The organism is Brachymonas sp. KE5 (assembly GCF_057773645.1).
On record NZ_CM173463.1, the window covers coordinates 2,405,506 to 2,425,079 of the forward strand.

14 protein-coding genes are annotated in these 19,574 nt (G+C 65.7%); 5 read left to right on the forward strand and 9 right to left on the reverse strand.

Features of this window, described 5'->3' with window-relative positions; all coding sequences use genetic code 11:
- Nucleotides 1-11: 11 nt before the first annotated feature.
- From ACX36O_RS11405 to ACX36O_RS11425, 5 genes are all read right to left on the reverse strand, one after another.
- Nucleotides 12-314 (reverse strand): helix-turn-helix domain-containing protein, encoded by a 303-nt coding sequence (locus tag ACX36O_RS11405; RefSeq protein WP_213361681.1) that lies wholly within the window; start codon nucleotides 312-314, stop codon nucleotides 12-14.
- The gene (locus ACX36O_RS11410; RefSeq protein ID WP_371699306.1) at nucleotides 298-720 is read right to left on the reverse strand and encodes a type II toxin-antitoxin system RelE/ParE family toxin; all 423 of its coding nucleotides are present in this window, start codon (nucleotides 718-720) and stop codon (nucleotides 298-300) included. The genes ACX36O_RS11405 and ACX36O_RS11410 overlap by 17 nt, the downstream gene beginning before the upstream one ends.
- A 217-nt stretch (nucleotides 721-937) precedes the next feature.
- Nucleotides 938-2,416 (reverse strand): glutamate synthase subunit beta, encoded by a 1,479-nt coding sequence (locus ACX36O_RS11415; RefSeq protein ID WP_213361686.1) that lies wholly within the window; start codon nucleotides 2,414-2,416, stop codon nucleotides 938-940.
- A gap of 47 nt (nucleotides 2,417-2,463) precedes the next feature.
- Entirely contained in the window at nucleotides 2,464-7,410 is a 4,947-nt protein-coding gene (locus ACX36O_RS11420) for a glutamate synthase-related protein (RefSeq protein WP_488359808.1), read from the reverse strand.
- Nucleotides 7,411-7,617: 207 nt separating this feature from the next.
- Nucleotides 7,618-8,316, reverse strand: a complete 699-nt coding sequence (locus ACX36O_RS11425) for a transposase (protein WP_213361688.1) — start codon at nucleotides 8,314-8,316, stop codon at nucleotides 7,618-7,620.
- A gap of 68 nt (nucleotides 8,317-8,384) precedes the next feature.
- On the opposite strand from ACX36O_RS11425, the gene ACX36O_RS11430 reads away from it, so the two are divergent.
- Genes ACX36O_RS11430 through ACX36O_RS11440 form a run of 3 tightly spaced genes read left to right on the forward strand, consistent with a single transcriptional unit; the run spans nucleotide 8,385 to nucleotide 11,166 of the window.
- Entirely contained in the window at nucleotides 8,385-9,491 is a 1,107-nt protein-coding gene (locus ACX36O_RS11430) for a diacylglycerol/lipid kinase family protein (RefSeq protein WP_488359809.1), read from the forward strand.
- Complete coding sequence (locus ACX36O_RS11435) at nucleotides 9,488-10,333, forward strand: metallophosphoesterase family protein (RefSeq protein ID WP_213361690.1); 846 nt, start codon at nucleotides 9,488-9,490, stop codon at nucleotides 10,331-10,333. The genes ACX36O_RS11430 and ACX36O_RS11435 overlap by 4 nt, the downstream gene beginning before the upstream one ends.
- Entirely contained in the window at nucleotides 10,330-11,166 is an 837-nt protein-coding gene (locus ACX36O_RS11440; RefSeq protein WP_329769399.1) for a phosphatase PAP2 family protein, read from the forward strand. Before ACX36O_RS11435 ends, ACX36O_RS11440 begins: the two co-directional genes overlap by 4 nt.
- Nucleotides 11,167-11,279: 113 nt before the next feature.
- On the opposite strand, the gene ACX36O_RS11445 is transcribed toward ACX36O_RS11440, so the two are convergent.
- Nucleotides 11,280-13,322, reverse strand: a complete 2,043-nt coding sequence (locus ACX36O_RS11445) for a sigma-54-dependent Fis family transcriptional regulator (protein ID WP_371699303.1) — start codon at nucleotides 13,320-13,322, stop codon at nucleotides 11,280-11,282.
- A 328-nt stretch (nucleotides 13,323-13,650) separates the two neighbouring features.
- On the opposite strand from ACX36O_RS11445, the gene exaC reads away from it, so the two are divergent.
- Entirely contained in the window at nucleotides 13,651-15,171 is a 1,521-nt protein-coding gene (gene exaC, locus ACX36O_RS11450; protein WP_213361694.1) for an acetaldehyde dehydrogenase ExaC, read from the forward strand.
- Nucleotides 15,172-15,223: 52 nt separating this feature from the next.
- Nucleotides 15,224-16,372 carry an iron-containing alcohol dehydrogenase gene (locus ACX36O_RS11455; protein WP_213361696.1) on the forward strand — a complete coding sequence of 383 codons (1,149 nt, stop codon included), beginning with the start codon at nucleotides 15,224-15,226 and terminating at the stop codon, nucleotides 16,370-16,372.
- A gap of 128 nt (nucleotides 16,373-16,500) precedes the next feature.
- Here the strand turns inward: ACX36O_RS11455 and ACX36O_RS11460 are convergent, their stop codons facing one another.
- Genes ACX36O_RS11460 through ACX36O_RS11470 form a run of 3 tightly spaced genes read right to left on the reverse strand, consistent with a single transcriptional unit; the run spans nucleotide 16,501 to nucleotide 19,560 of the window.
- Nucleotides 16,501-17,244, reverse strand: coding sequence for a lysophospholipid acyltransferase family protein (locus ACX36O_RS11460; RefSeq protein ID WP_371699301.1), 744 nt, complete (start codon nucleotides 17,242-17,244; stop codon nucleotides 16,501-16,503).
- A gap of 21 nt (nucleotides 17,245-17,265) precedes the next feature.
- Nucleotides 17,266-18,582, reverse strand: coding sequence for a dihydroorotase (locus ACX36O_RS11465; RefSeq protein ID WP_213361698.1), 1,317 nt, complete (start codon nucleotides 18,580-18,582; stop codon nucleotides 17,266-17,268).
- A gap of 12 nt (nucleotides 18,583-18,594) precedes the next feature.
- Nucleotides 18,595-19,560: an aspartate carbamoyltransferase catalytic subunit gene (locus ACX36O_RS11470; RefSeq protein WP_488359810.1), complete on the reverse strand. Its 966-nt coding sequence runs from the start codon at nucleotides 19,558-19,560 to the stop codon at nucleotides 18,595-18,597.
- Nucleotides 19,561-19,574: the final 14 nt, after the last annotated feature.

Sequence of the window (19,574 nt, forward strand, 5' to 3'; positions counted from 1 at the left end):
GGCTGCCGTCGTCAGAGGATGGCCTGCAAGCCCTTGTCGGCAATGATGTTCAGCAGCTTGAGGGCCGGGCCGGAGGGATGGGTTTCGCCTTGCTCCCACTTGCGCACCGTCGATGCAGAGGTATGCAGATGGAGCGCAAATACGGGCTGGCTGAATTTCAATGTTTCGCGCAAGCGCTTGATGTCGGCCGCGCCAAACTGCCGAACAGGAGCCGGACAAATCGCGTCGAACTCTCGCATGGTTACCTTGTCGATCGCTCCCGCTTGCTGCAACGCGGCCAGGTCGCCACGCAGCGATTCAATGATCTTGCTCACAATGCACCTCCAACAACACGCCTGCCTTGAGCGCTTTCGTCAACGCTTCCGCAGAGAGCTCCAGAAACACCTTGCCGGCAAACTGCAGCGCCTTGCGCTCCTCCTGCGTCACGTTTGCCTTGTCGCTCTTGGCAAAGCCGTGCAGGAACACATAGCGACTACCGAGGCGGACTGACAATAACGTCCGGTAGCCCCCACTCTTGCCAGAACCAGGACGGGCAATGCGCTTCTTGAAAAGAAAGCCCCCAAGATCCGCATCCACCAAACCAAGCTCCATCTCCTCCACGGCCCTGCACAGCGCCGTATCCGGGAGCCTCTCGCTCGATTGCCATCGTGCAAAGTCTTTTCTTTTGAGGACAGCAATCTGCCTGCCAGAAGTGTACCCGATACGGGTATATTTATCCATTGGCTGAATTCCAGGTAAAGATGACTCGGGCCGGGATCGATTCGTCGTGCACTACTCCCAGCGGCACACGATTGGGGCCTTTTTCGACCGAAATTCTAGAACCAATATATTACTTTTATTTTCTCTACCCCTTCCATCAGCACGCCACTCAACAAAAAAAGGGCCGCGTACCAACGCGGCCCGAAGGAGGGATGCAATGAAGAAACCAAATCAATAATCAGCGCGGCAGGTCGCTCGAACCCATCAGGTACTGGTCGATGGCTCGCGCAGCCTGGCGGCCTTCGCGGATCGCCCACACCACCAGCGACTGGCCACGGCGCGCATCACCCGCAGCAAACACGCCCTTGACGTTGGTGGCGTAGCCGCCCTCTTCCTCGGTCGTGGCCTTGGCATTGCCGCGCGCATCGAGCGCCACGCCAAAGGATTGCAGCAGCGACGCCACCGGATTCACGAAGCCCATGGCCAACAGCACCAGATCGGCCTTGAGCACCTGCTCGCTGCCGGGCACTTCGGTCATCTTGCCGTCGGTCCAGTCCAGGCGCACGGTCTTGACTGCCACCACGCGGCCCTTGTCCTTGCCGGTGCCGGCGATGAATTCCTTGGTGGCGATGGCAAATTCGCGCGTGCAACCTTCGTCGTGGCTGGAGCTGGTGCGCAGCTTGATCGGCCAGTAGGGCCAGGTCAGCGGGCGGTTTTCTTCCACCGGCGGCTGGGCCAGCAGTTCGAACTGGGTGACGCTGGCGGCGCCGTGGCGGTTGCTGGTGCCCACGCAGTCGCTGCCGGTGTCGCCGCCGCCGATCACGATCACATGTTTGCCATCGGCGCGCAGTTGCTTGGCCAGTTTGTCGCCGGCGTTGACCTTGTTCTGCTGCGGCAGGAATTCCATGGCGAAATGCACGCCGTCCAGCTCGCGGCCCGGCACGGGCAGGTCGCGGCTCTGCTCGGAACCGGCGGCGATCAGCACCGCGTCATAGTCCTTCTGCAGTTGCCTGGCGCTGACGGTTTCCTTGGCCCAGTTGGTGACCTTGCTGTCCTTGGGCCAGTCGCCCACCACCACGCCGCGGCGGAATTCCACGCCCTCGGCCTGCATCTGCTCGATGCGGCGGTCGATGTGGGATTTTTCCATCTTGAAGTCGGGGATGCCGTAGCGCAGCAGGCCACCGACGCGGTCGTTCTTCTCGAACACCGTCACCTTGTGGCCGGCGCGCGCCAGTTGCTGGGCCGCGGCCAGACCAGCCGGGCCGGAGCCGACGATGGCGACTTTCTTGCCCGTCTTGTGCGCAGCCGGTTGCGGCTTGACCCAGCCTTTTTCCCAGGCCTTGTCGATGATGGCGTGCTCGATCGACTTGATGCCGACCGGCGCTGCATCGATGTTCAGCGTGCAGGCTGCTTCGCACGGCGCCGGGCAGATGCGGCCGGTGAAGTCCGGGAAGTTGTTGGTGCTGTGCAGCACCTCGATGGCCGCCTGCCAGTCGCCTTCATAGACCAGATTGTTGAAATCCGGAATGATGTTGTTGACCGGGCAGCCGTTGTTGCAGAACGGCGTGCCGCAGTCCATGCAGCGCGCTGCCTGGACCTTGGCCTGCTTGTCGTCCAGACCGATGACGAATTCCTTGTAGTGCTTGAGGCGTTCGGCCACGGGCTTGTAGCCCTCTTCCAGACGCTCATACTCCATGAAGCCGGTGATTTTTCCCATGATCGTGTTCCGTTATAGCTAGTGACTGTTCAGGGTCGGTTCAGGATTCAGTTCGCCTTTTTGGCGACGGGCTTATTGACGGCAGCAGGCTTGGCTGCGGCTTTCGCCGTGCGCTTGGGCGCTGCAGCGGCTGCCTTCGCGGCCACCGGCTTGGCGGCATCGGCCTTGGCCGTAGCCGTCTGGCCCGGCGCACGGCGCACGGCAGTCTTGCGGGTCGCTTTCGGCGGCTCCACTTCGGTGTTGATGGCAGCAGAAGCCGACACCAGCGAATCGTCCGGAATGCCGCCCTTGCCGGCGTCGGTCTTGCCCTTGGCGTGGATTTCGGCCAGAGCGCGCTTGTATTCGGTCGGGAACACCTTCACGAATTTCGGCAGGCTGGCTTCCCAGTTCTCGAGCAGGTCGCGGGCGCGGCGGCTGCCGGTCCAGCGGCTGTGGTCGAGCAGTAGTTTCTTCAGCTGTTCCTCGTCGCTCTGGCCGCGATGCCATACGCCGACATCGACCGTGGCCTTCTGCTGTGCGGCGCTCAGCACCGGCTCCAGCGTCACCATGGCAGTGTTGCAGCGGCTGGCGAACTGGCCGTCCTCGTCATAGACGTAGGCCACGCCGCCGCTCATGCCGGCCGCGAAGTTGCGGCCGGTCTTGCCCAGCACGGCAACCGTGCCGCCGGTCATGTATTCGCAGCCATGGTCGCCCGTGCCTTCCACCACCGCCGTGGCACCGGACAGGCGCACGGCAAAGCGCTCGCCCGCCACGCCGGCAAAGTAGGCTTCACCCGTGGTGGCACCGTACAGCACGGTGTTGCCCACGATGATGTTCTCGGCCGCCACGCCCGGGAATTCCAGGCTAGGACGCACCACCACGCGGCCGCCGGAGAGACCCTTGCCGGTGTAGTCGTTGGCTTCGCCGATCAGGCTCAGCGTGATGCCCTTGCACAGGAAGGCGCCAAAGCTCTGGCCACCCGTGCCCTCGAGCTGGATGTGGATGGTGTCATCCGGCAGACCCTCGGGGTGCACCTTGGTCACCGCGCCGGACAGCATGGCGCCGACGGTACGGTTCACGTTGCGCGCATGCTCGATGAACTTGACCTTCTCGCCCTTCTCGATGGCGGGCTTGCACTTGCGGATCAGCGTCTGGTCGAGCGCCTTCTCCAGGCCGTGTTCCTGCGTTTCGGCGTGCAGGCGGGCCACTTCGGCCGGCACCTGCGGCTGGGCGAACAGGCGGCTGAAATCCAGGCCGCTGGCCTTCCAGTGTGTCAGGCCCTGCTGCATGTCGAGCAGGTCGCTGCGGCCCACCAGGTCTTCGAACTTGCGGATGCCGAGCTGGGCCATGATCTGGCGCACTTCCTCGGCCACAAAGAAGAAGTAGTTGACCACATGCTCGGGCTTGCCGCTGAACTTGGCGCGCAGCACCGGATCCTGCGTGGCCACGCCCACCGGGCAGGTGTTGAGGTGGCATTTGCGCATCATGATGCAGCCTTCCACCACCAGCGGCGCGGTGGCAAAGCCCACTTCGTCGGCGCCCAGCAACGCGGCAATCGCCACGTCGCGGCCGGTCTTCATCTGGCCGTCGGCCTGCACGCGCACACGGCCGCGCAGGCGGTTCAGCACCAGCGTCTGCTGGGTTTCGGCCAGGCCGATTTCCCAGGGGCCGCCAGCGTGCTTGATGGAGCTCCAGGGCGAAGCGCCAGTGCCGCCGTCATGGCCGGCGATCACCAGATGGTCGGCCTTGCACTTGGTCACGCCGGCAGCAATCGTGCCCACGCCCACTTCGCTCACCAGCTTCACGCTGATGTCGGCATGCGGCGCCACGTTCTTCAGGTCGTGAATCAGCTGGGCCAGATCCTCGATCGAGTAGATGTCGTGGTGCGGCGGCGGCGAAATCAGGCCGACGCCCGGCACGCTGTGGCGCAGGAAGCCGATGTAGTCGCTCACCTTGCCGCCCGGCAGCTGGCCACCCTCGCCCGGCTTGGCGCCCTGGGCCATCTTGATCTGGATCTGGTCGGCGCTGCTCAGGTATTCGGCCGTGACGCCGAAACGGCCCGACGCCACCTGCTTGATCTTGCTGCGCAGGCTGTCGCCGGCCTGCACCGCGATGTCGGCCTCGACCTTGTCTTCACCGATGATGGCGCCGAGCGTGGTGGCCTGCTTGATCGGAATGCCCTTGAGCTCGTTGCGGTAGCGCGCCGGGTCCTCGCCGCCCTCGCCGGTGTTGCTCTTGCCGCCAATGCGGTTCATGGCCAGCGCCAGCGTGGCATGCGCCTCGGTGGAGATGGAACCCAGCGACATGGCGCCAGTGGCAAAGCGCTTGACGATCTCGGCCGCGGGTTCCACTTCTTCCACGGCAATCGCCTTGGACGGATCAAACTTGAACTCGAACAGGCCGCGCAGCGTCATGTGGCGCTTGTTCTGGTCGTTGATGATCTGCGCGTATTCCTTGTAGGTGTTGAAGTTGTTGGCGCGCGTGCTGTGCTGCAGCTTGGCGATGGCGTCCGGCGTCCACATGTGCTCTTCGCCCCGGACACGCCAGGCGTATTCGCCGCCAGCCTGCAGCTGGCTGGCCAGCACCGGATCCTTGCCGAAGGCAGCCTTGTGCATGCGCAGGGCTTCCTCGGCGATCTCGAACACGCTGATGCCTTCCACGCGGCTGGCGGTGCCGGTGAAGTACTTCTGCACCGTCTCGGTGTTCAGGCCGATGGCCTCGAACAGCTGGGCGCCGCAGTAGCTCATATAGGTGCTCACGCCCATCTTGGACATGATCTTGGACAGGCCCTTGCCAATCGCCTTGATGTAGTTGGTGATGGCCTTCTCGGCGCTCAGCTCGCCCGGCAGCTCCTTGTGGATGCTCTGCAGGGTTTCCATCGCCAGGTAGGGGTGCACGGCTTCGGCGCCATAGCCGGCCAGCACGGCGAAGTGGTGCACTTCGCGGGCGGAGCCGGTTTCCACCACCAGGCCGGTGGTGGTACGCAGACCTTCACGCACCAGATGCTGGTGAATGGCGGACAGCGCCAGCAGCGCCGGCACGGCCACGCGATCGGCGCCGATGGCGCGGTCGCTGATGATTAGGATGTTGTGCTGGCCCTGCACCGTGTTGTTGCCGGCCTTGATGGCATCGACCGCTTCGGCGCACAGCGAGGCCAGCTTGGCTTCGACGCCCGCGGGGCCCCAGGCCACCGGGTAGGTGATGTCCAGCGTGTAGCTGCGGAACTTGCCCTGGGTCTCGTCGGCAATGGCGCGCAGGCGGGCCATGTCGTCAAAATCCAGGATCGGCTGGCTCACCTCCAGGCGCAGCGGCGGGTTCACCTGGTTGATGTCCAGCAGGTTGGGCTTGGGACCGATGAAGCTGACCAGCGACATCACAATCGCCTCGCGGATCGGGTCGATCGGCGGGTTGGTCACTTGCGCGAACAGCTGTTTGAAGTAGTTGTACAGCGGCTTGCTGCGGTCGGACAGCACGGCCAGCGGGCTGTCGTTGCCCATGGAGCCGATGCCTTCCTCGCCGTTGGCGGCCATGGGCGCCATCAGGAACTTGATGTCTTCCTGGCTGTAGCCGAAGGCCTGCTGCGCATCGAGCAGCGACACGCCGACATTGGTCTGGCCGCGCACCACGTTCTGCACCGGCACATCGGCCAGGCGGATGCGCAGGTTCTCGATCCACTGCTTGTAGGGCTTGCTGTTGGCCAGTTGCGCCTTCAGTTCCTCGTCGTCGATCATGCGGCCCTGGTCCAGGTCGATCAGGAACATCTTGCCGGGCTGCAGGCGCCATTTCTTGACGATCTTGTGGTCGGGCACGGGCAGCACGCCGGATTCGGAGCCCATGATGACGAAGCCGTCATCGGTCACGCAGTAGCGCGCGGGACGCAGGCCGTTGCGGTCCAGCGTGGCGCCGATCTGGCGGCCGTCGGTGAACACCAGCGAGGCCGGGCCGTCCCAGGGCTCGAGCATGGCGGCGTGGTATTCGTAGAAGGCACGGCGGCGCGGATCCATGGTGGTGTGCTGTTCCCACGGCTCGGGAATCATCATCATCACGGCCTGGCTGATCGGATAGCCGGCCATGGTCAGCAGTTCCAGGCAGTTGTCGAAAGTGGCGGTGTCGGACTGGCCGGCGAAGCTGATCGGGTACAGCTTGTGCAGGTCTTCGCCCAGCACCGGCGAGGACATCACGCCTTCGCGCGCCAGCATCCAGTTGTAGTTGCCCTTGACGGTGTTGATCTCGCCGTTGTGCGCCACGTAGCGGTAGGGGTGCGACAGCGGCCACTCGGGGAAGGTGTTGGTGGAGAAGCGCTGGTGCACCAGGCCCAGGGCGGAGACGCAGCGCTCGTCGTTCAGGTCGTCGTAGTACTGGCCCACCTGGTCGGCCAGCAGCAGGCCCTTGTACACCACGGTGCGGCTGCTCATGCTGGGCACATAGTATTCCTTGCTGTGCTTGAGCTTGAGGCCCTGGATGTTGGCGCTGGCGGTCTTGCGGATCACGTACAGCTTGCGCTCGAGCGCGTCCTGCACGATGGTATCGGGGCCGCGGCCGACGAAGACCTGGCGGATCACCGGCTCCTTCTCGCGCACGGCGGGCGACATGGGCATGTCGCGGTTGGTCGGCACGTCGCGCCAGCCCAGCAGCACCTGGCCTTCGGCCTTGATGGCGCGCTCCATCTCCTGCTCGCAGGCCAGGCGGCTGGCGTGCTCCTTGGGCAGGAAGATCATGCCGACGCCGTATTCGCCGACCGGGGGCAGCTCCACGCCCTGCTTGGCCATCTCTTCACGGTACAGCGCATCGGGAATCTGGATCAGGATGCCGGCGCCGTCGCCCATCAGCTTGTCGGCACCGACGGCGCCACGATGGTCGAGGTTTTCCAGGATCTTGAGCGCCTGGGTGACGATGGCATGGCTCTTCTCGCCGCGGATGTGGGCCACGAAGCCGACGCCGCACGCATCATGCTCGTTGGATGCGCAGTACAGGCCGTTCTGTTCCAGATGGTTTTTTTCTGCTGTAGAGGTCATAGGAAAGTCCCGTTCAGAAAGTGGGTGGATCGGGGATCCATTTACAGATCGAAGAATACGGCAAAACCCTCTACCGTGCATCAGGAATAATTGGGGTCAGATTCCTATTCATTTCCATCCATGAAATTGTCGCCAATTAATTGGGGACATATTCAAATTGCTGTTTTTCAAGGACGATTGTGGATAGAAGCAACGATTCCGGCCCCTTCAGGTGGCGCTCACAGGCTTGGTGCGCGGTCTTCCTGCGTGTGACTTTTGCAATCTTCTGCCAGTCAATTGTTGCAGCTTCATGACGAAATCGTCCGAACCCCAGGCCCAGCCGCCCAGGGCGGCCTCCTCGAAGCGCGCGCAATCCTGTCCCGCCTCATGGCTGTGGAGCAGGTTGCGGTAGGCGCTTTCGCGCGCAAACGGCGTATTGCCCAGCTGCCAGATCTGTGCTGGGGGCGTGACCATGCGTTCGCTGCGCTCACCGGTGTAGTGAGCGCTGCTGCTCCAGGGATAGGCCTCGGGGCTGCGCGCGAGATGCTCGCGTACCGGCAGGCTGTCCAGGCAGGCCATGGCGTGCAGCAGCAGGTCCGGATCGACCACGGTATTGCGATAGCGCCCTTCCCAGAGCGTGCCGCTGCGCAGGTGGCGGTTGTTGAAGGCGCGTACGTAGGCGCGGCCCACGTCCTGCATCATGCGCGGCAGGCTCTCGGCATCCGGCGGCGTGGCCAGCAGTTGCAACTGGCCGGGCAGCAGCACCCAGGCATGCAGTCCTACACGGTGTCGCGCACTCGCCTCGCGCAGCAATTGCAGCATGCGCTCATAATCAGGCTCATCCAGAAAAATGGCCTGGCGGTTGTTACCCCGCTGGATGACGTGATGCGGATAGCCCGCCACACTCAGCCTTGCCAATCGCGCCATGCCTGTCACTCCGTTTCTGGGATGTTTTGCCACAAGAACAAGATAAAGTGTATCGCCCGGGTCTGCCCATGACACCTGTTCCCGACGCTCCCTTGCTGGTTCTGTTCAATGCAGGCGCAGGGCGCCATGCAGAGGACGATGCCGCGCGGCCCATTCGTGCCGCACTGGAGGCGTCCGGGCGCGCATTTCGCCTGATCGCGCTGGAGCCGGGCAGCACGCTGCCGCAGCAGATCCGTGCCGCCGTGCAGCAGGCCTGCGAGCAGGGCGCCATCGTGGTGGCCGCCGGCGGCGATGGCACCATCAGCACGGTGGCGCATGAGGTGGCCGGCAGCGGCTGCCTGCTGGGCGTGATTCCGCAGGGCACCTTCAACTATTTCTGCCGCGCGTATGGCATTTCTTCAGATCCCGCAGAAGCCGTGCAGCAAATGCTGGACGGCATCGTGCACGCCGTACAGGCTGGGCGGGTGAATGGCCGGCTGTTTCTGGTGAATGCGAGCGTGGGGCTGTATCCGCTGGTGCTGGAAGACCGCGAGCGCTTCAAGGCCACGCTGGGCCGCAGCCGTTTCGTTGCCGCGCTGGCGGCGCTCTACACCCTGCTGCGCCGCCCGGTGCAACTGACGCTGCGCCTGAGCGGCGAAGGCCATGACACCGTGCGCAGGACGCCCACCCTGTTCGTCGCCAACAATGCGCTGCAGCTGCAGCAAACCGGCCTGCTGGACAGCGAAGATGGGGGCGAGCCCGAGCTGCCGGCCGAACTCGACGGCCGCCTGCGCGCCGTGCTGCTGGCGCCGGTCAGCACGCCGCGCCTGTTCGGACTGGCCCTGCGCGGCGCCTTCGGAACGCTGGGCGAAGCCGACGATGCGGTGCTGCACTTTCCGTTCCAGCAACTCGACGTACAGGCGCGCGGCTATCTGGGCGGACGCCGCATCAAGGTGGCGACCGATGGCGAGGTGCACTGGATGCGCGCGCCGCTGCGCTTCGAGGTGGAGCGTGACGCACTGCAACTGATCGTGCCGACGCCGCTGCGCGCGCCGGTGGACGAGGAGCCGACCTCCCTGCTGGCCGACCTGATTCCCCAAGGCCTGTTGCAGCCGGCAGCGGCAGCAGTACAGGCCGCTAGCGGCTTGAGTCTGGCCAGCACGCCACCCCAACCCTCTGCCGGAGGCGGCGCATGAGCAGCCTGCTGCAGATCTCCGACACCCACTTCGGCACCGAACAGCCCGCCGTGCTGCAGGCCCTGCGCGCATTGGCCGAAGCCGAGCAGGTGCAGCATGTGCTGCTCGCCGGCGACATCACCATGCGCGCCCGGCGCGGCCAGTTCGCGGCCGCCCGCGCCTTCATGGACAGCCTGCCGGTGCAGACGCGCATGGCCCTGCCCGGCAACCATGACATCTCGCTGTGGTTGCCCTGGCGCCGCTTTCTGTGGCCCTATCGCCTCTTCCAGAAGTATTTCCCCACCGCCTTTGATGCCGACGGCGTGATCCACTGGGATCTGGGCCCCATCCAGCTGATCGGCGTGCGCACCACGCGGCGTTACCGGCATATCCAGGGTGAGGCTTCGCAGGCACAGATCGCCAACGTCAGCCGGCGTCTGCGCGCACTGCCCGACACGGCGCTCAAGCTGGTGGCCGTCCACCAGCCGGCGCTGGTGATCGAAGAAGAGGAGCGCAAAAACCTGTTGCGTGGCGCCGCGCACGCCAATGCGACCTGGCGCGCCGCCGGGGCACTGGGTGTGCTCGGCGGCCACATCCATGAACCGTATGTGGAGCTGATCCCGCCCGGGCCGGACGATGCGCCCGGCGCGCTCTGGGCCCTACAATCCGGCACGGCTGTTTCCGACCGCATCCGCGACAACTACCCGAATTCCGTGAATCTGCTCCGCCCTGCCACCGCCGCCCCGCAAGGCCATCTGCACAATCCCCTGCAACTGCTGGAGCCGCAATGGCAGGTCGAGCGCTGGGACTTCGACGCCAGCCTGCAGGCCTTTACCTGCGTTGCCACCACCTGGCTGCGATGAACAGCGCCCTGCTGCCCAACAGCCCCGATGCCCTGGCCACGCAGAGCGCGTTCTGGACCTCGGTGGCCCTGCAATGGGGACAGGCGCCGGGCATGGTATTCATTCTCTGGCTGCTGCTGGTGGCCGCCACCGCCTTGCCCCTCTGCGCATTCATGCAACGCGACAGCGCCATCCGCAGGCCGCTGCATGCACCGCTGGGCAGTGCCGCCATCGTCTGGATGGTGCTGGCCGCCACACTCTGGAGCGCCCTGGCCTGGCAGGTGACGCACGACGGGCCGGTCACGCGGCTGGACACCGCTCTTGCCCATACGCTCAGCCTGCACGTGCATCCGGCGCTGTTGACGTTGTTCGGTACGGTGAGCCATCTGGCGGATACCCCGGTGCTGACGGCCGCCTGCATTGTCGGTGCCGTACTCCTCGCCTGGCGCGGCGAGCGGAAGATGGCGGCGGGCTGGGTCTGGGCCATCGCAGGCAATGCCCTGCTCAACGTGATGCTCAAGCAATGGGTGGGCCGCGTGCGGCCCTCGCATGTGGAGGGCTACACCATGGCGGGCGGCCTGAGCTTTCCGAGCGGCCACAGTTCGGGTTCGCTGGTGGCCTACGGCATGCTGGCGTGGATGCTGCTGCACCTGCACCCCGGCTGGCCCTGCCGGCTACGCGTTGCCGTGCTCACCGCTGCTGCGCTGGCAGTGGCCGCCGTGGGCTACAGCCGCATCGGGCTGCAGGTGCACTATCTGACCGATGTGCTGGGCGGCTGGCTTTCCGGGAGCCTGTGGCTGGCAGGCAGCATGGGACTGGTGCGGGCGCTGGAGCGGCGCGAGAGGGCCGCCTGATCTGGGCGCCGTTCGTCCAAGCGTCTCGCACGTGTGTCAGCCAGGGATTGCGGGCGGAATGTTCGTGCGCTTGCTGTAACGCAGTCCACACGCGCCTGCCAGCGCCCCTTCGCTCACGCCCCGTCCGGGCGCTTTCGCATAATCCTTCGGTAAAAGGTATTGCGGCTGATGCCGAGCCGGCGCGCTGCGAGCGAGAGATTGCCCTCTGCCTCGCGCAAAGCCTGCTCCATCACGTCACGCGTGTACTGCGCCAGCGGCACGCAACCCGCGCGCAGGCGAGATAATTCGCCCTCCTCGATGACTGGCGTTCGTGTTGTGGCAAAACCCGGGTCGGCGCTCCGGCGATGTCCGTATGGCATATCCTGTGGCGCGCCAGCGCCCGGGGCCTGCCGCGCCTCCTGCAGCTCCTGCACCAGATCGTCCGGCAGGTGCTCCATGCCGATCACGCAGGCATCATCGAGCAGCGCCACCGTGGTGCGCAGCGTGTTGTCGAGCTGGCGCAGATTGCCTGGCCAGGGATGCTGGCGCAGCACGCGCGCCAGCTCCGGATCCAGTTCGATCGCACGATGCGGCGCATGCCGTTGCAGCATGCGCTGCACCAGCACATCCCAGTCGCTGCGCTGGCGCAGCGCCGGCAGATGCAGGGTCAATCCATTCAGGCGCCAGTACAGGTCGGCACGGAAACGCCCTGCAGCCACCTCTTCCTTCAGGTCGCGGTGCGTGGCACACACCAGCGCAAAATCCACCGCCACCGGCTGGCCACCCCCCAGCGGCACTACCTGACGCTCCTGCAACACGCGCAGCAGCCGCGTCTGCATGGCCAGCGGCATATCGCCGATCTCGTCCAGAAACAGCGTGCCTCGGTGCGCCTGGCGAATGCTTCCCGGCGCGCCCTCGCGCCGCGCACCGGTGTAGGCGCCAGGAGCATAGCCGAACAGCTCGGCCTCGATCAGATTTTCCGGCAAGGCCGCGCAATTCACCGCCACAAAGGCCTGCTCACGCCGCTGGCTGCTGGCGTGGATGGCCTTGGCCAGCACCTCCTTGCCCGAACCGGATTCGCCATGCAGCAGCACGGCAATCGGCTTGTCCAGCACCTTGCGCGCCTTCTCCAGCACGCCGTGCCAGGCTGCATCGCCGGTATCCAGCGCCTGCAACGCATCCGGCTCGCGGCTGATGCTGCGGCTCGGCATATCCAGCGTGGCCGCACGCGACCAGCCCTGTTCCACCCGCACATGCAGCACCGGCACCGCAGGCGCGCTCAGGCAGCGCAGCCGCAAGGGCGCCGGGCTGCGATGGCTGGCGCGCAGCAAGTGTTCGCGGTCCGCGTCCACCACCTGCTCCAGCCGCACCCGACCCAGCTGACTGGCACGCAGGTTGAGCAATGCCAGCGCCGCCTGGTTGGCACCCACCAGCACGCCTTCTTCCGACAGTGCCAGCACACCCTCGGCCAGCGTGCCGATGCCTTCGGCCAGCGGATGCACGTGCAGCCGCATGTGCCGCCCGTGGCAGGCGTCGAACAGGCGGTTCTCGATCATCTGGGTGGCCGCACGCACCATGCTGAAAGTATGCGGATGCCGGCTGCTGCGCTCGCCGGACATGTTGAGCACGCCCAGCACACGGCCATCGGGTGCAACCACCGGCGCGGCTGCGCAGGTCAGAAAGCTGTTGCACTCCAGGAAGTGCTCGGCCCCGTGTACCACCACCGGAACTCCCTCGGCCAGCGCAGTCCCCACAGCGTTGGTGCCGCGATGCTGCTCATGCCAGCTGGCTCCGGGCATCAGCGCCACGCGCTCTGCCCGCGTCATGAAACCGGGATCGCCCAGCGCATGCAGCAGCAGGCCATCGGCATCGGCCAGCAGCAGCACGCTGCCGCTGCCGCGCGTCTGTCCGTGCAGGTATTCCATCACCGGGCGCGCGTGGGCCAGCAGCTCATGCTGGCGTTCGGTAGCACGCTCCACCTCGAAGCGCGAGAGATGCGGCACGTGCGGGCGCATGCCGAAGGCATCCACGCCGGCAGCGAGGCTGCGCCGCCACGAACGCGACACGTGCGCCAGCGATGCGGGCAGCAGATCCTCGGGCTGCGCATCGCGCTCGTACAGCGCGTGGCGGGCCCGGCGCAACAGGGCGTCTGATTCGACAGTGCCAAGTGCGGTCATGGCTGTCTCCTTGTGCAGGACGGTACGGATCCTGCTTTTTCTGTCATTGAGCAGTCGATGCTAGCACGCAAGGCCTCGGCGCCGTGTTGGCGTTTGCACTGTGCCAAAACGGAACACCTGGTACACCGGGGACACGTCCGGGCTGGTACAGATGGCACACCCTGGCGCAACCACCGGGTACTCCGGAGCACCACAAACAGCCATCCAGGCCGCCAGATCTCCGGACAAACCCGCAGGTCCGCGAAGTTGGCACATCGCTTGCAAGAAGCAGGTCGACGGCGCAACTGCCGCCGTTGCAAACCACAACCGACATCCAAGGAGACACCCCATGATCTATCCCGCACCCGGCCAGGCAGGCGCCCCGCTGCAATTCAAGGCCAAGTACGACAACTTCATCAACGGCCAGTGGACGCCGCCGGTGAAAGGCGAATATTTCGACAACATCACCCCGATCAACGGCCAGGCCTACTGCCAGGCGGCCCGCTCCACCGCCGAAGACATCGAGCGCGCCCTCGACGCCGCCCATGCCGCAGCCGACGCCTGGGGCAAGACTTCCGCCACCGAGCGCAGCAACATCCTGCTGAAGATCGCCGACCGCATCGAGGCCAACCTGGAAAAGCTGGCCTACGCCGAAACCGTGGACAACGGCAAGCCGATCCGCGAGACGCTGAACGCCGACATTCCTCTCGCGGCGGATCACTTCCGCTATTTCGCCGGTGCCCTGCGTGCGCAGGAAGGCCACATGTCGGAAATCGATGCCACCACCGTCGCCTACCACTACCAGGAACCCCTGGGCGTGGTCGGCCAGATCATTCCGTGGAACTTCCCGATCCTGATGGCCGCCTGGAAACTCGCGCCAGCCCTCGGCGCTGGCAACTGCGTGGTGCTCAAGCCCGCAGAATCCACGCCGACCAGCATTCTGGTGCTGACCGAGCTGATTGCCGACCTGCTGCCGCCGGGCGTGCTCAACGTGGTGAACGGTCTCGGCCGCGAAGCCGGCATGCCGCTGGCGACCAGCAACCGCATCGCCAAGATCGCCTTCACCGGCTCCACCGCCACCGGCCGCGTGATTGCCCAGGCCGCTGCCAACAACCTGATTCCGGCCACACTGGAACTGGGGGGCAAATCGCCCAACATCTTCTTTGCCGACATCATGGACAAGGACGATGCCTTTCTCGACAAGGCGATCGAAGGCCTGGTGCTGTTCGCCTTCAACCAGGGCGAAGTCTGCACCTGCCCGTCACGCGCCGTGATCCAGGAGTCCATCTACGACCGCTTCATCGAGCGCTGCCTGCAGCGTGTGGCAGCGATCAAGCAGGGCAACCCGCTGGATACCGAAACCATGCTGGGCGCACAGGCCAGCCAGGTCCAGCTCGAGAAGATCAGCTCCTACCTGGAACTGGGCAAGCAGGAAGGCGCGCAGGTGCTGATCGGCGGCGCTCCGGCCAAGCTCGAAGGCGACCTGGCCGGCGGCTACTACGTGCAGCCCACGCTGTTCAAGGGCCACAACAAGATGCGCATCTTCCAGGAAGAAATCTTCGGCCCCGTGCTGGCCGTGACCACTTTCAAGGACGAGGCCGAGGCGCTGGAAATCGCCAACGACTCGCTGTACGGACTGGGCGCCGGCGTGTGGAGCCGCAACGGCAACGTGGCCTACCGCATGGGCCGCGGCATCAAGGCCGGCCGCGTCTGGACCAATTGCTACCACGCCTATCCGGCGCACGCTGCCTTTGGCGGCTACAAGGAATCGGGGATCGGCCGTGAGAACCACAAGATGATGCTCGACCACTACCAGCAGACCAAGAACCTGCTGGTGAGCTACAGCGAAAACAAGCTGGGCTTTTTCTGATCCCCTGCAGTACCTTCCCTCTGGCCTATTTACTACCTACAAGGAGACTCCCATGTCCGTATCCCATTTCTTCATGCCCGTGCAGAACATCATTGGCCCCGGCGCGCTCGACGAAGCGCTGCAGATCGTCGGCAAAATGGGCTTTCGCAAGGCCCTGATCGTCACCGACCCGGGTCTGAGCAAGATCGGTGTGGCCAACACCGTGTCCGACAAGCTGGCGGCGCAAGGCATTCCTGCCACCGTGTTCGATGGCGCCCAGCCCAACCCGACCGTGAGCAACGTGAATGCCGGGCTGGAAGCGCTCAAGACAGCACAGGCCGATCTGGTCGTGTCGCTTGGCGGCGGTTCCTCGCATGACTGCGCCAAGGGCATCGCGCTGGTTGCCGCCAACGGCGGCAAAATCGAGGACTACGAAGGCGTGGACAAGTCCGCCAAGCCGCAACTGCCGCTGCTGGCGGTCAACACCACGGCCGGCACCGCCTCGGAGATGACGCGCTTCACCATCATCACCGACGAGACACGCCACGTGAAAATGGCCATCGTCGACAAGCACGTTACGCCCTTCCTGTCGGTGAACGACTCCGGCATGATGGAAGGCATGCCGGCCGCGCTGACGGCTGCCACCGGCATGGACGCGCTGACGCACGCCGTCGAATCCTATGTCTCGACCGCAGCCACGCCGCTCACCGACGCCTGCGCCGTCAAGGCGATCGAGCTGATCGCGCGTTACCTCCCCACCGCCGTGAGCGAGCCCAATAACCAGGAGGCGCGCGAGAAGATGGCCTATGCGCAGTTCCTGGCAGGCATGGCCTTCAACAATGCCTCGCTCGGCTACGTGCACGCCATGGCGCACCAGCTCGGCGGTTTCTACGATCTGCCGCACGGCGTCTGCAACGCACTGCTGCTGCCGCATGTCGAGGCCTTCAACATGGGCGCAGCCTCCGGCAAGCTCAATGAAGTGGGTGCCATCCTGCAGGCCAACAACCCGCAGCTGGCCGGCCTGGACCCCGTGGCTGCCATCAAGAAGCTGGCCGATATCGTCGGCATTCCGAAGTCGCTGGAGGAGCTGGGTGTGAAGCGCGAGGACTTCGACGTGCTGGCCGAGAACGCGCTCAAGGATGTGTGCGGCCTGACCAACCCGGTGCAGGCCAGCCACGCCGAAATCGTCGGCATCTTTGCGGCGGCCTTCGGTCCGCGCTGAGCCGAGTACCGGCTCCTGTTACCCTGGCCTGAGAGGCCAGGGCTTGTGCCCCGTTGCGGTGCCTGATGGCATGGCGCACGGGGCTTTTTTGCAGAAACAGCATGGCCCGGCCCCCGAGCGCCGCTGGCTCAGCGCCGCAGTTCCGCCACGGTTTGCCGCAAGTCCTGCGCCCACTGCTGCCGACTGCGCCCCTTTGCGCGCTCGGGTTCGCCAAAGGTCACCCGCGCCACCACGCCTTCGGCACGTACCGTGCGCCAGAGCGACTCGAGCAGCGTGTCGTCCCCGATATAGCAAGGCGCCTGGTTCAGCCGGCCCTGCGCATCCAGAAACTGCAGCGCCACCGGCTGCACCGGCGCATCCACGCTGATGGCCGCCTGCAGGAGGTTGGCATGGAATGGCAGCAGATCGACGCCTTCGCTGGTCGTGCCCTCGGGGAAGAAGGCCAGCACATCGCCCTGCTGCAGGCGCTCCGCCATGGTGTGCAGCACCCGGTGTGCATCCCGGCGCGAGGTGCGCTCCAGATACAGCGTATCGGCCGAATCGGCCAGCCGGCCGATCACCGGCCAGCGCTTCACTTCCGACTTGGAGATGAAGCGGCAGAAGCGGATCGCGTGGATGGTCGGGATGTCGACCCAGGAGATGTGGTTGGCCACCAGCATCAGGCCGTCCGGCCCTGCCTCGGCCGGCGTGCCGCGCACCTGCAGCGTGATGCCGCAGCGGCGCACCGCCTCGGCCGCCCAGCGCTGTACGGTGGCGCGGCGCTCGGCCTCGCCCAGGCGCGGGAAGCGCGCGTAGACGATCCAGAAGCCTGCCAGGATATGGGCCACCAGGCGCACGAGACGCCCCAGGCCACGCCAGGTACTGGTTTGCATAGACAGGTCGAGAAGACTGGATCAGGCCGGCTGTGCCGCCCGCTGGCTGGCCTCGAAGGCGATCTGCCCGTCCACTACGGTGGCGCGCACACGGCCCTGCAGACGCATGCCCTCGAACGGCGTGTACTTGCCCTGGCTGAGCAGCTCGTCCGGCGTTACCTCCCATTCGGCAGCCGGATCCCAGATGCACAGGTCGGCCACGCCACCAGCCACGATCTGGCCGGCACTGGCCGCCAGGGTGCCCAGGGAATCACCCAGCACGCCTGCGGCGCGGCTGGTGACCGTGGCAATGGCCTGCAGCAGCGGTACGCCGTCTTCCTGCGCCCATTTCAGCGCCAGCGCCAGCAGCAGCTCCACGCCGGTGGCACCGGGCTCGGCCTCGGCAAACGGCAGCACCTTGTGGTCCTCGTCGATGGGGTTGTGGTCGCTCACCAGCGCGTCGATGGTGCCATCGGCCAGCGCGGCACGCAGCGCGGCACGGTCGCCCTGCTGGCGCAGCGGCGGGTTCAGGCGCGCGCGGCTGTCGAAGTAGCCCATGTCCACATCGGTCAGGTGCAGCGAGTTGATGCTCACGTCGCAGCTCAGCGGCAGGCCGGCGGCCTTGGCCTGGCGCACCAGTTCCACCGCCGCGGCGCTGGACAGACGGCACAGGTGCACGCGCGCGCCGGTCACCTTCATCATTTCGACGATGGTCATGATGGCGATGGTTTCGGCCAGAACCGGCACGCCGGACAGGCCCATGCGCTGCGCCAGCGCGCCGCTGGCGGCCACGCCGCCGCCCAGCCAGGCGTCCTCGGGGCGCAGCCAAACGGTAAAGCCGAACGTGCTCGCGTACTGCAGCGCACGCTGCAGCACCTGGGTGTTGCGGATGGTGACATCGGCCTGCGAGAAGCCGACGCAGCCCGACTCGGTCAGCTCGACCATCTCGGTCAGGACTTCACCCTTGAGCTGGCGCGTCAAGGCCCCGAGCGGGAACACCCGCGCCTGGCGCAGCCGTGCTGCACGGAAACGCAGCATTTCCACCAGGCCGGATTCATCCAGCACCGGTTCGGTATCGGGCGGGCACACCAGGCTGGTGACGCCCCCGGCTACGGCCGCATGCATCTCGCTCTCGAGCATGCGCGCGTGTTCCTGTCCCGGCTCGCGCAGACGCACGGCCAGATCGACCAGCCCCGGCAGCACGTAGCAGCCGCTGGCGTCGAGCGTGCGTTGCGGCACGAAATCGGCCGGCACCGTGCCGACGGCGATGATGCGGCCGGCCGCAATGGCGATATCGGCCTGCTGGTCAGAACCATCGGCCGGGTTGAGCAGGCGTGCGCCCTGGATCAGTGTCTTCATGTCAGTACTCCCTCAGGCGTCGTGGCTGGCAACAATGCTCATCACGGCCATGCGCACCGCGATGCCGAAGGTCACCTGCGGCAGGATCACACTGTGCTTGCCGTCGGCCACGGCGGAGTCGATCTCCACGCCGCGGTTGATCGGGCCCGGGTGCATCACGATGGCATCGGGCCTGGCATGGCGCTCCAGCTTCTCGGGCGTGAGGCCGAAGCTCTTGAAGTATTCCTGGCTGCTCGGCAGCAGTGCGCCACTCATGCGCTCGTTCTGCAGGCGCAGCATGATCACCACGTCGCAGTCCTGGATGCCCTCCTCCAGATTGTGGAACACGCGCACGCCCATCGGGCCGAAGTTGTCCGGCACCAGCGTGCGCGGCCCGACCACGCGTACCTCGGGGCAGCCCAGCGTGGTCAGCGCATGGATGTCGCTGCGCGCCACGCGCGAGTGCAGCACGTCGCCCACGATGGCCACGCGCAGCTTGGTGAAATCGCCCTTGTAGTGGCGGATGGTGAACATGTCGAGCAGGCCCTGCGTCGGGTGCGCATGGCGGCCGTCGCCGGCGTTGATCACGTGCACGTGCGGTGCCACGTTCTGCGCGATCAGGTAGGGCGCGCCGCTTTCGCTGTGGCGCACCACGAAGATGTCGGCCGCCATCGCGCTCAGGTTGGCAATGGTGTCCAGCAGGCTCTCGCCCTTGGCGGTGGAGGAGCGCGCGATGTCGAGGTTGAATACGTCCGCGCTCAGGCGCTTGGCCGCGATCTCGAAAGTGGTGCGCGTGCGCGTGCTGTTCTCGAAGAACAGGTTGAACACGCTCTTGCCGCGCAGCAGCGGCACCTTCTTGACCTCGCGGTCGCTCACGCTGACAAACTGCGCGGCGGTGTCGAGAATGTGGGTGAGGATGTCGCGCGAAAGGCCTTCGGGCGACAGCAGATGGATCAGCTCGCCGTTCTTGTTGAGCTGCGGGTTGCGGGACGGGCGCATCGGAAGAGGCTCCT

Excerpts from the sequence above, each read along its gene's own strand:
- ACX36O_RS11410 (WP_371699306.1), bottom strand. The coding sequence starts at position 720 with ATGGATAAATATACCCGTATCGGGTACACTTCTGGCAGGCAGATTGCT.
- ACX36O_RS11415 (WP_213361686.1), bottom strand. The coding sequence starts at position 2,416 with ATGGGAAAAATCACCGGCTTCATGGAGTATGAGCGTCTGGAAGAGGGC.
- ACX36O_RS11420 (WP_488359808.1), bottom strand. The coding sequence starts at position 7,410 with ATGACCTCTACAGCAGAAAAAAACCATCTGGAACAGAACGGCCTGTAC.
- ACX36O_RS11425 (WP_213361688.1), bottom strand. The coding sequence starts at position 8,316 with ATGGCGCGATTGGCAAGGCTGAGTGTGGCGGGCTATCCGCATCACGTC.
- ACX36O_RS11430 (WP_488359809.1), top strand. The coding sequence starts at position 8,385 with ATGACACCTGTTCCCGACGCTCCCTTGCTGGTTCTGTTCAATGCAGGC.
- ACX36O_RS11435 (WP_213361690.1), top strand. The coding sequence starts at position 9,488 with ATGAGCAGCCTGCTGCAGATCTCCGACACCCACTTCGGCACCGAACAG.
- ACX36O_RS11440 (WP_329769399.1), top strand. The coding sequence starts at position 10,330 with ATGAACAGCGCCCTGCTGCCCAACAGCCCCGATGCCCTGGCCACGCAG.
- ACX36O_RS11445 (WP_371699303.1), bottom strand. The coding sequence starts at position 13,322 with ATGACCGCACTTGGCACTGTCGAATCAGACGCCCTGTTGCGCCGGGCC.
- exaC (WP_213361694.1), top strand. The coding sequence starts at position 13,651 with ATGATCTATCCCGCACCCGGCCAGGCAGGCGCCCCGCTGCAATTCAAG.
- ACX36O_RS11455 (WP_213361696.1), top strand. The coding sequence starts at position 15,224 with ATGTCCGTATCCCATTTCTTCATGCCCGTGCAGAACATCATTGGCCCC.
- ACX36O_RS11460 (WP_371699301.1), bottom strand. The coding sequence starts at position 17,244 with ATGCAAACCAGTACCTGGCGTGGCCTGGGGCGTCTCGTGCGCCTGGTG.
- ACX36O_RS11465 (WP_213361698.1), bottom strand. The coding sequence starts at position 18,582 with ATGAAGACACTGATCCAGGGCGCACGCCTGCTCAACCCGGCCGATGGT.
- ACX36O_RS11470 (WP_488359810.1), bottom strand. The coding sequence starts at position 19,560 with ATGCGCCCGTCCCGCAACCCGCAGCTCAACAAGAACGGCGAGCTGATC.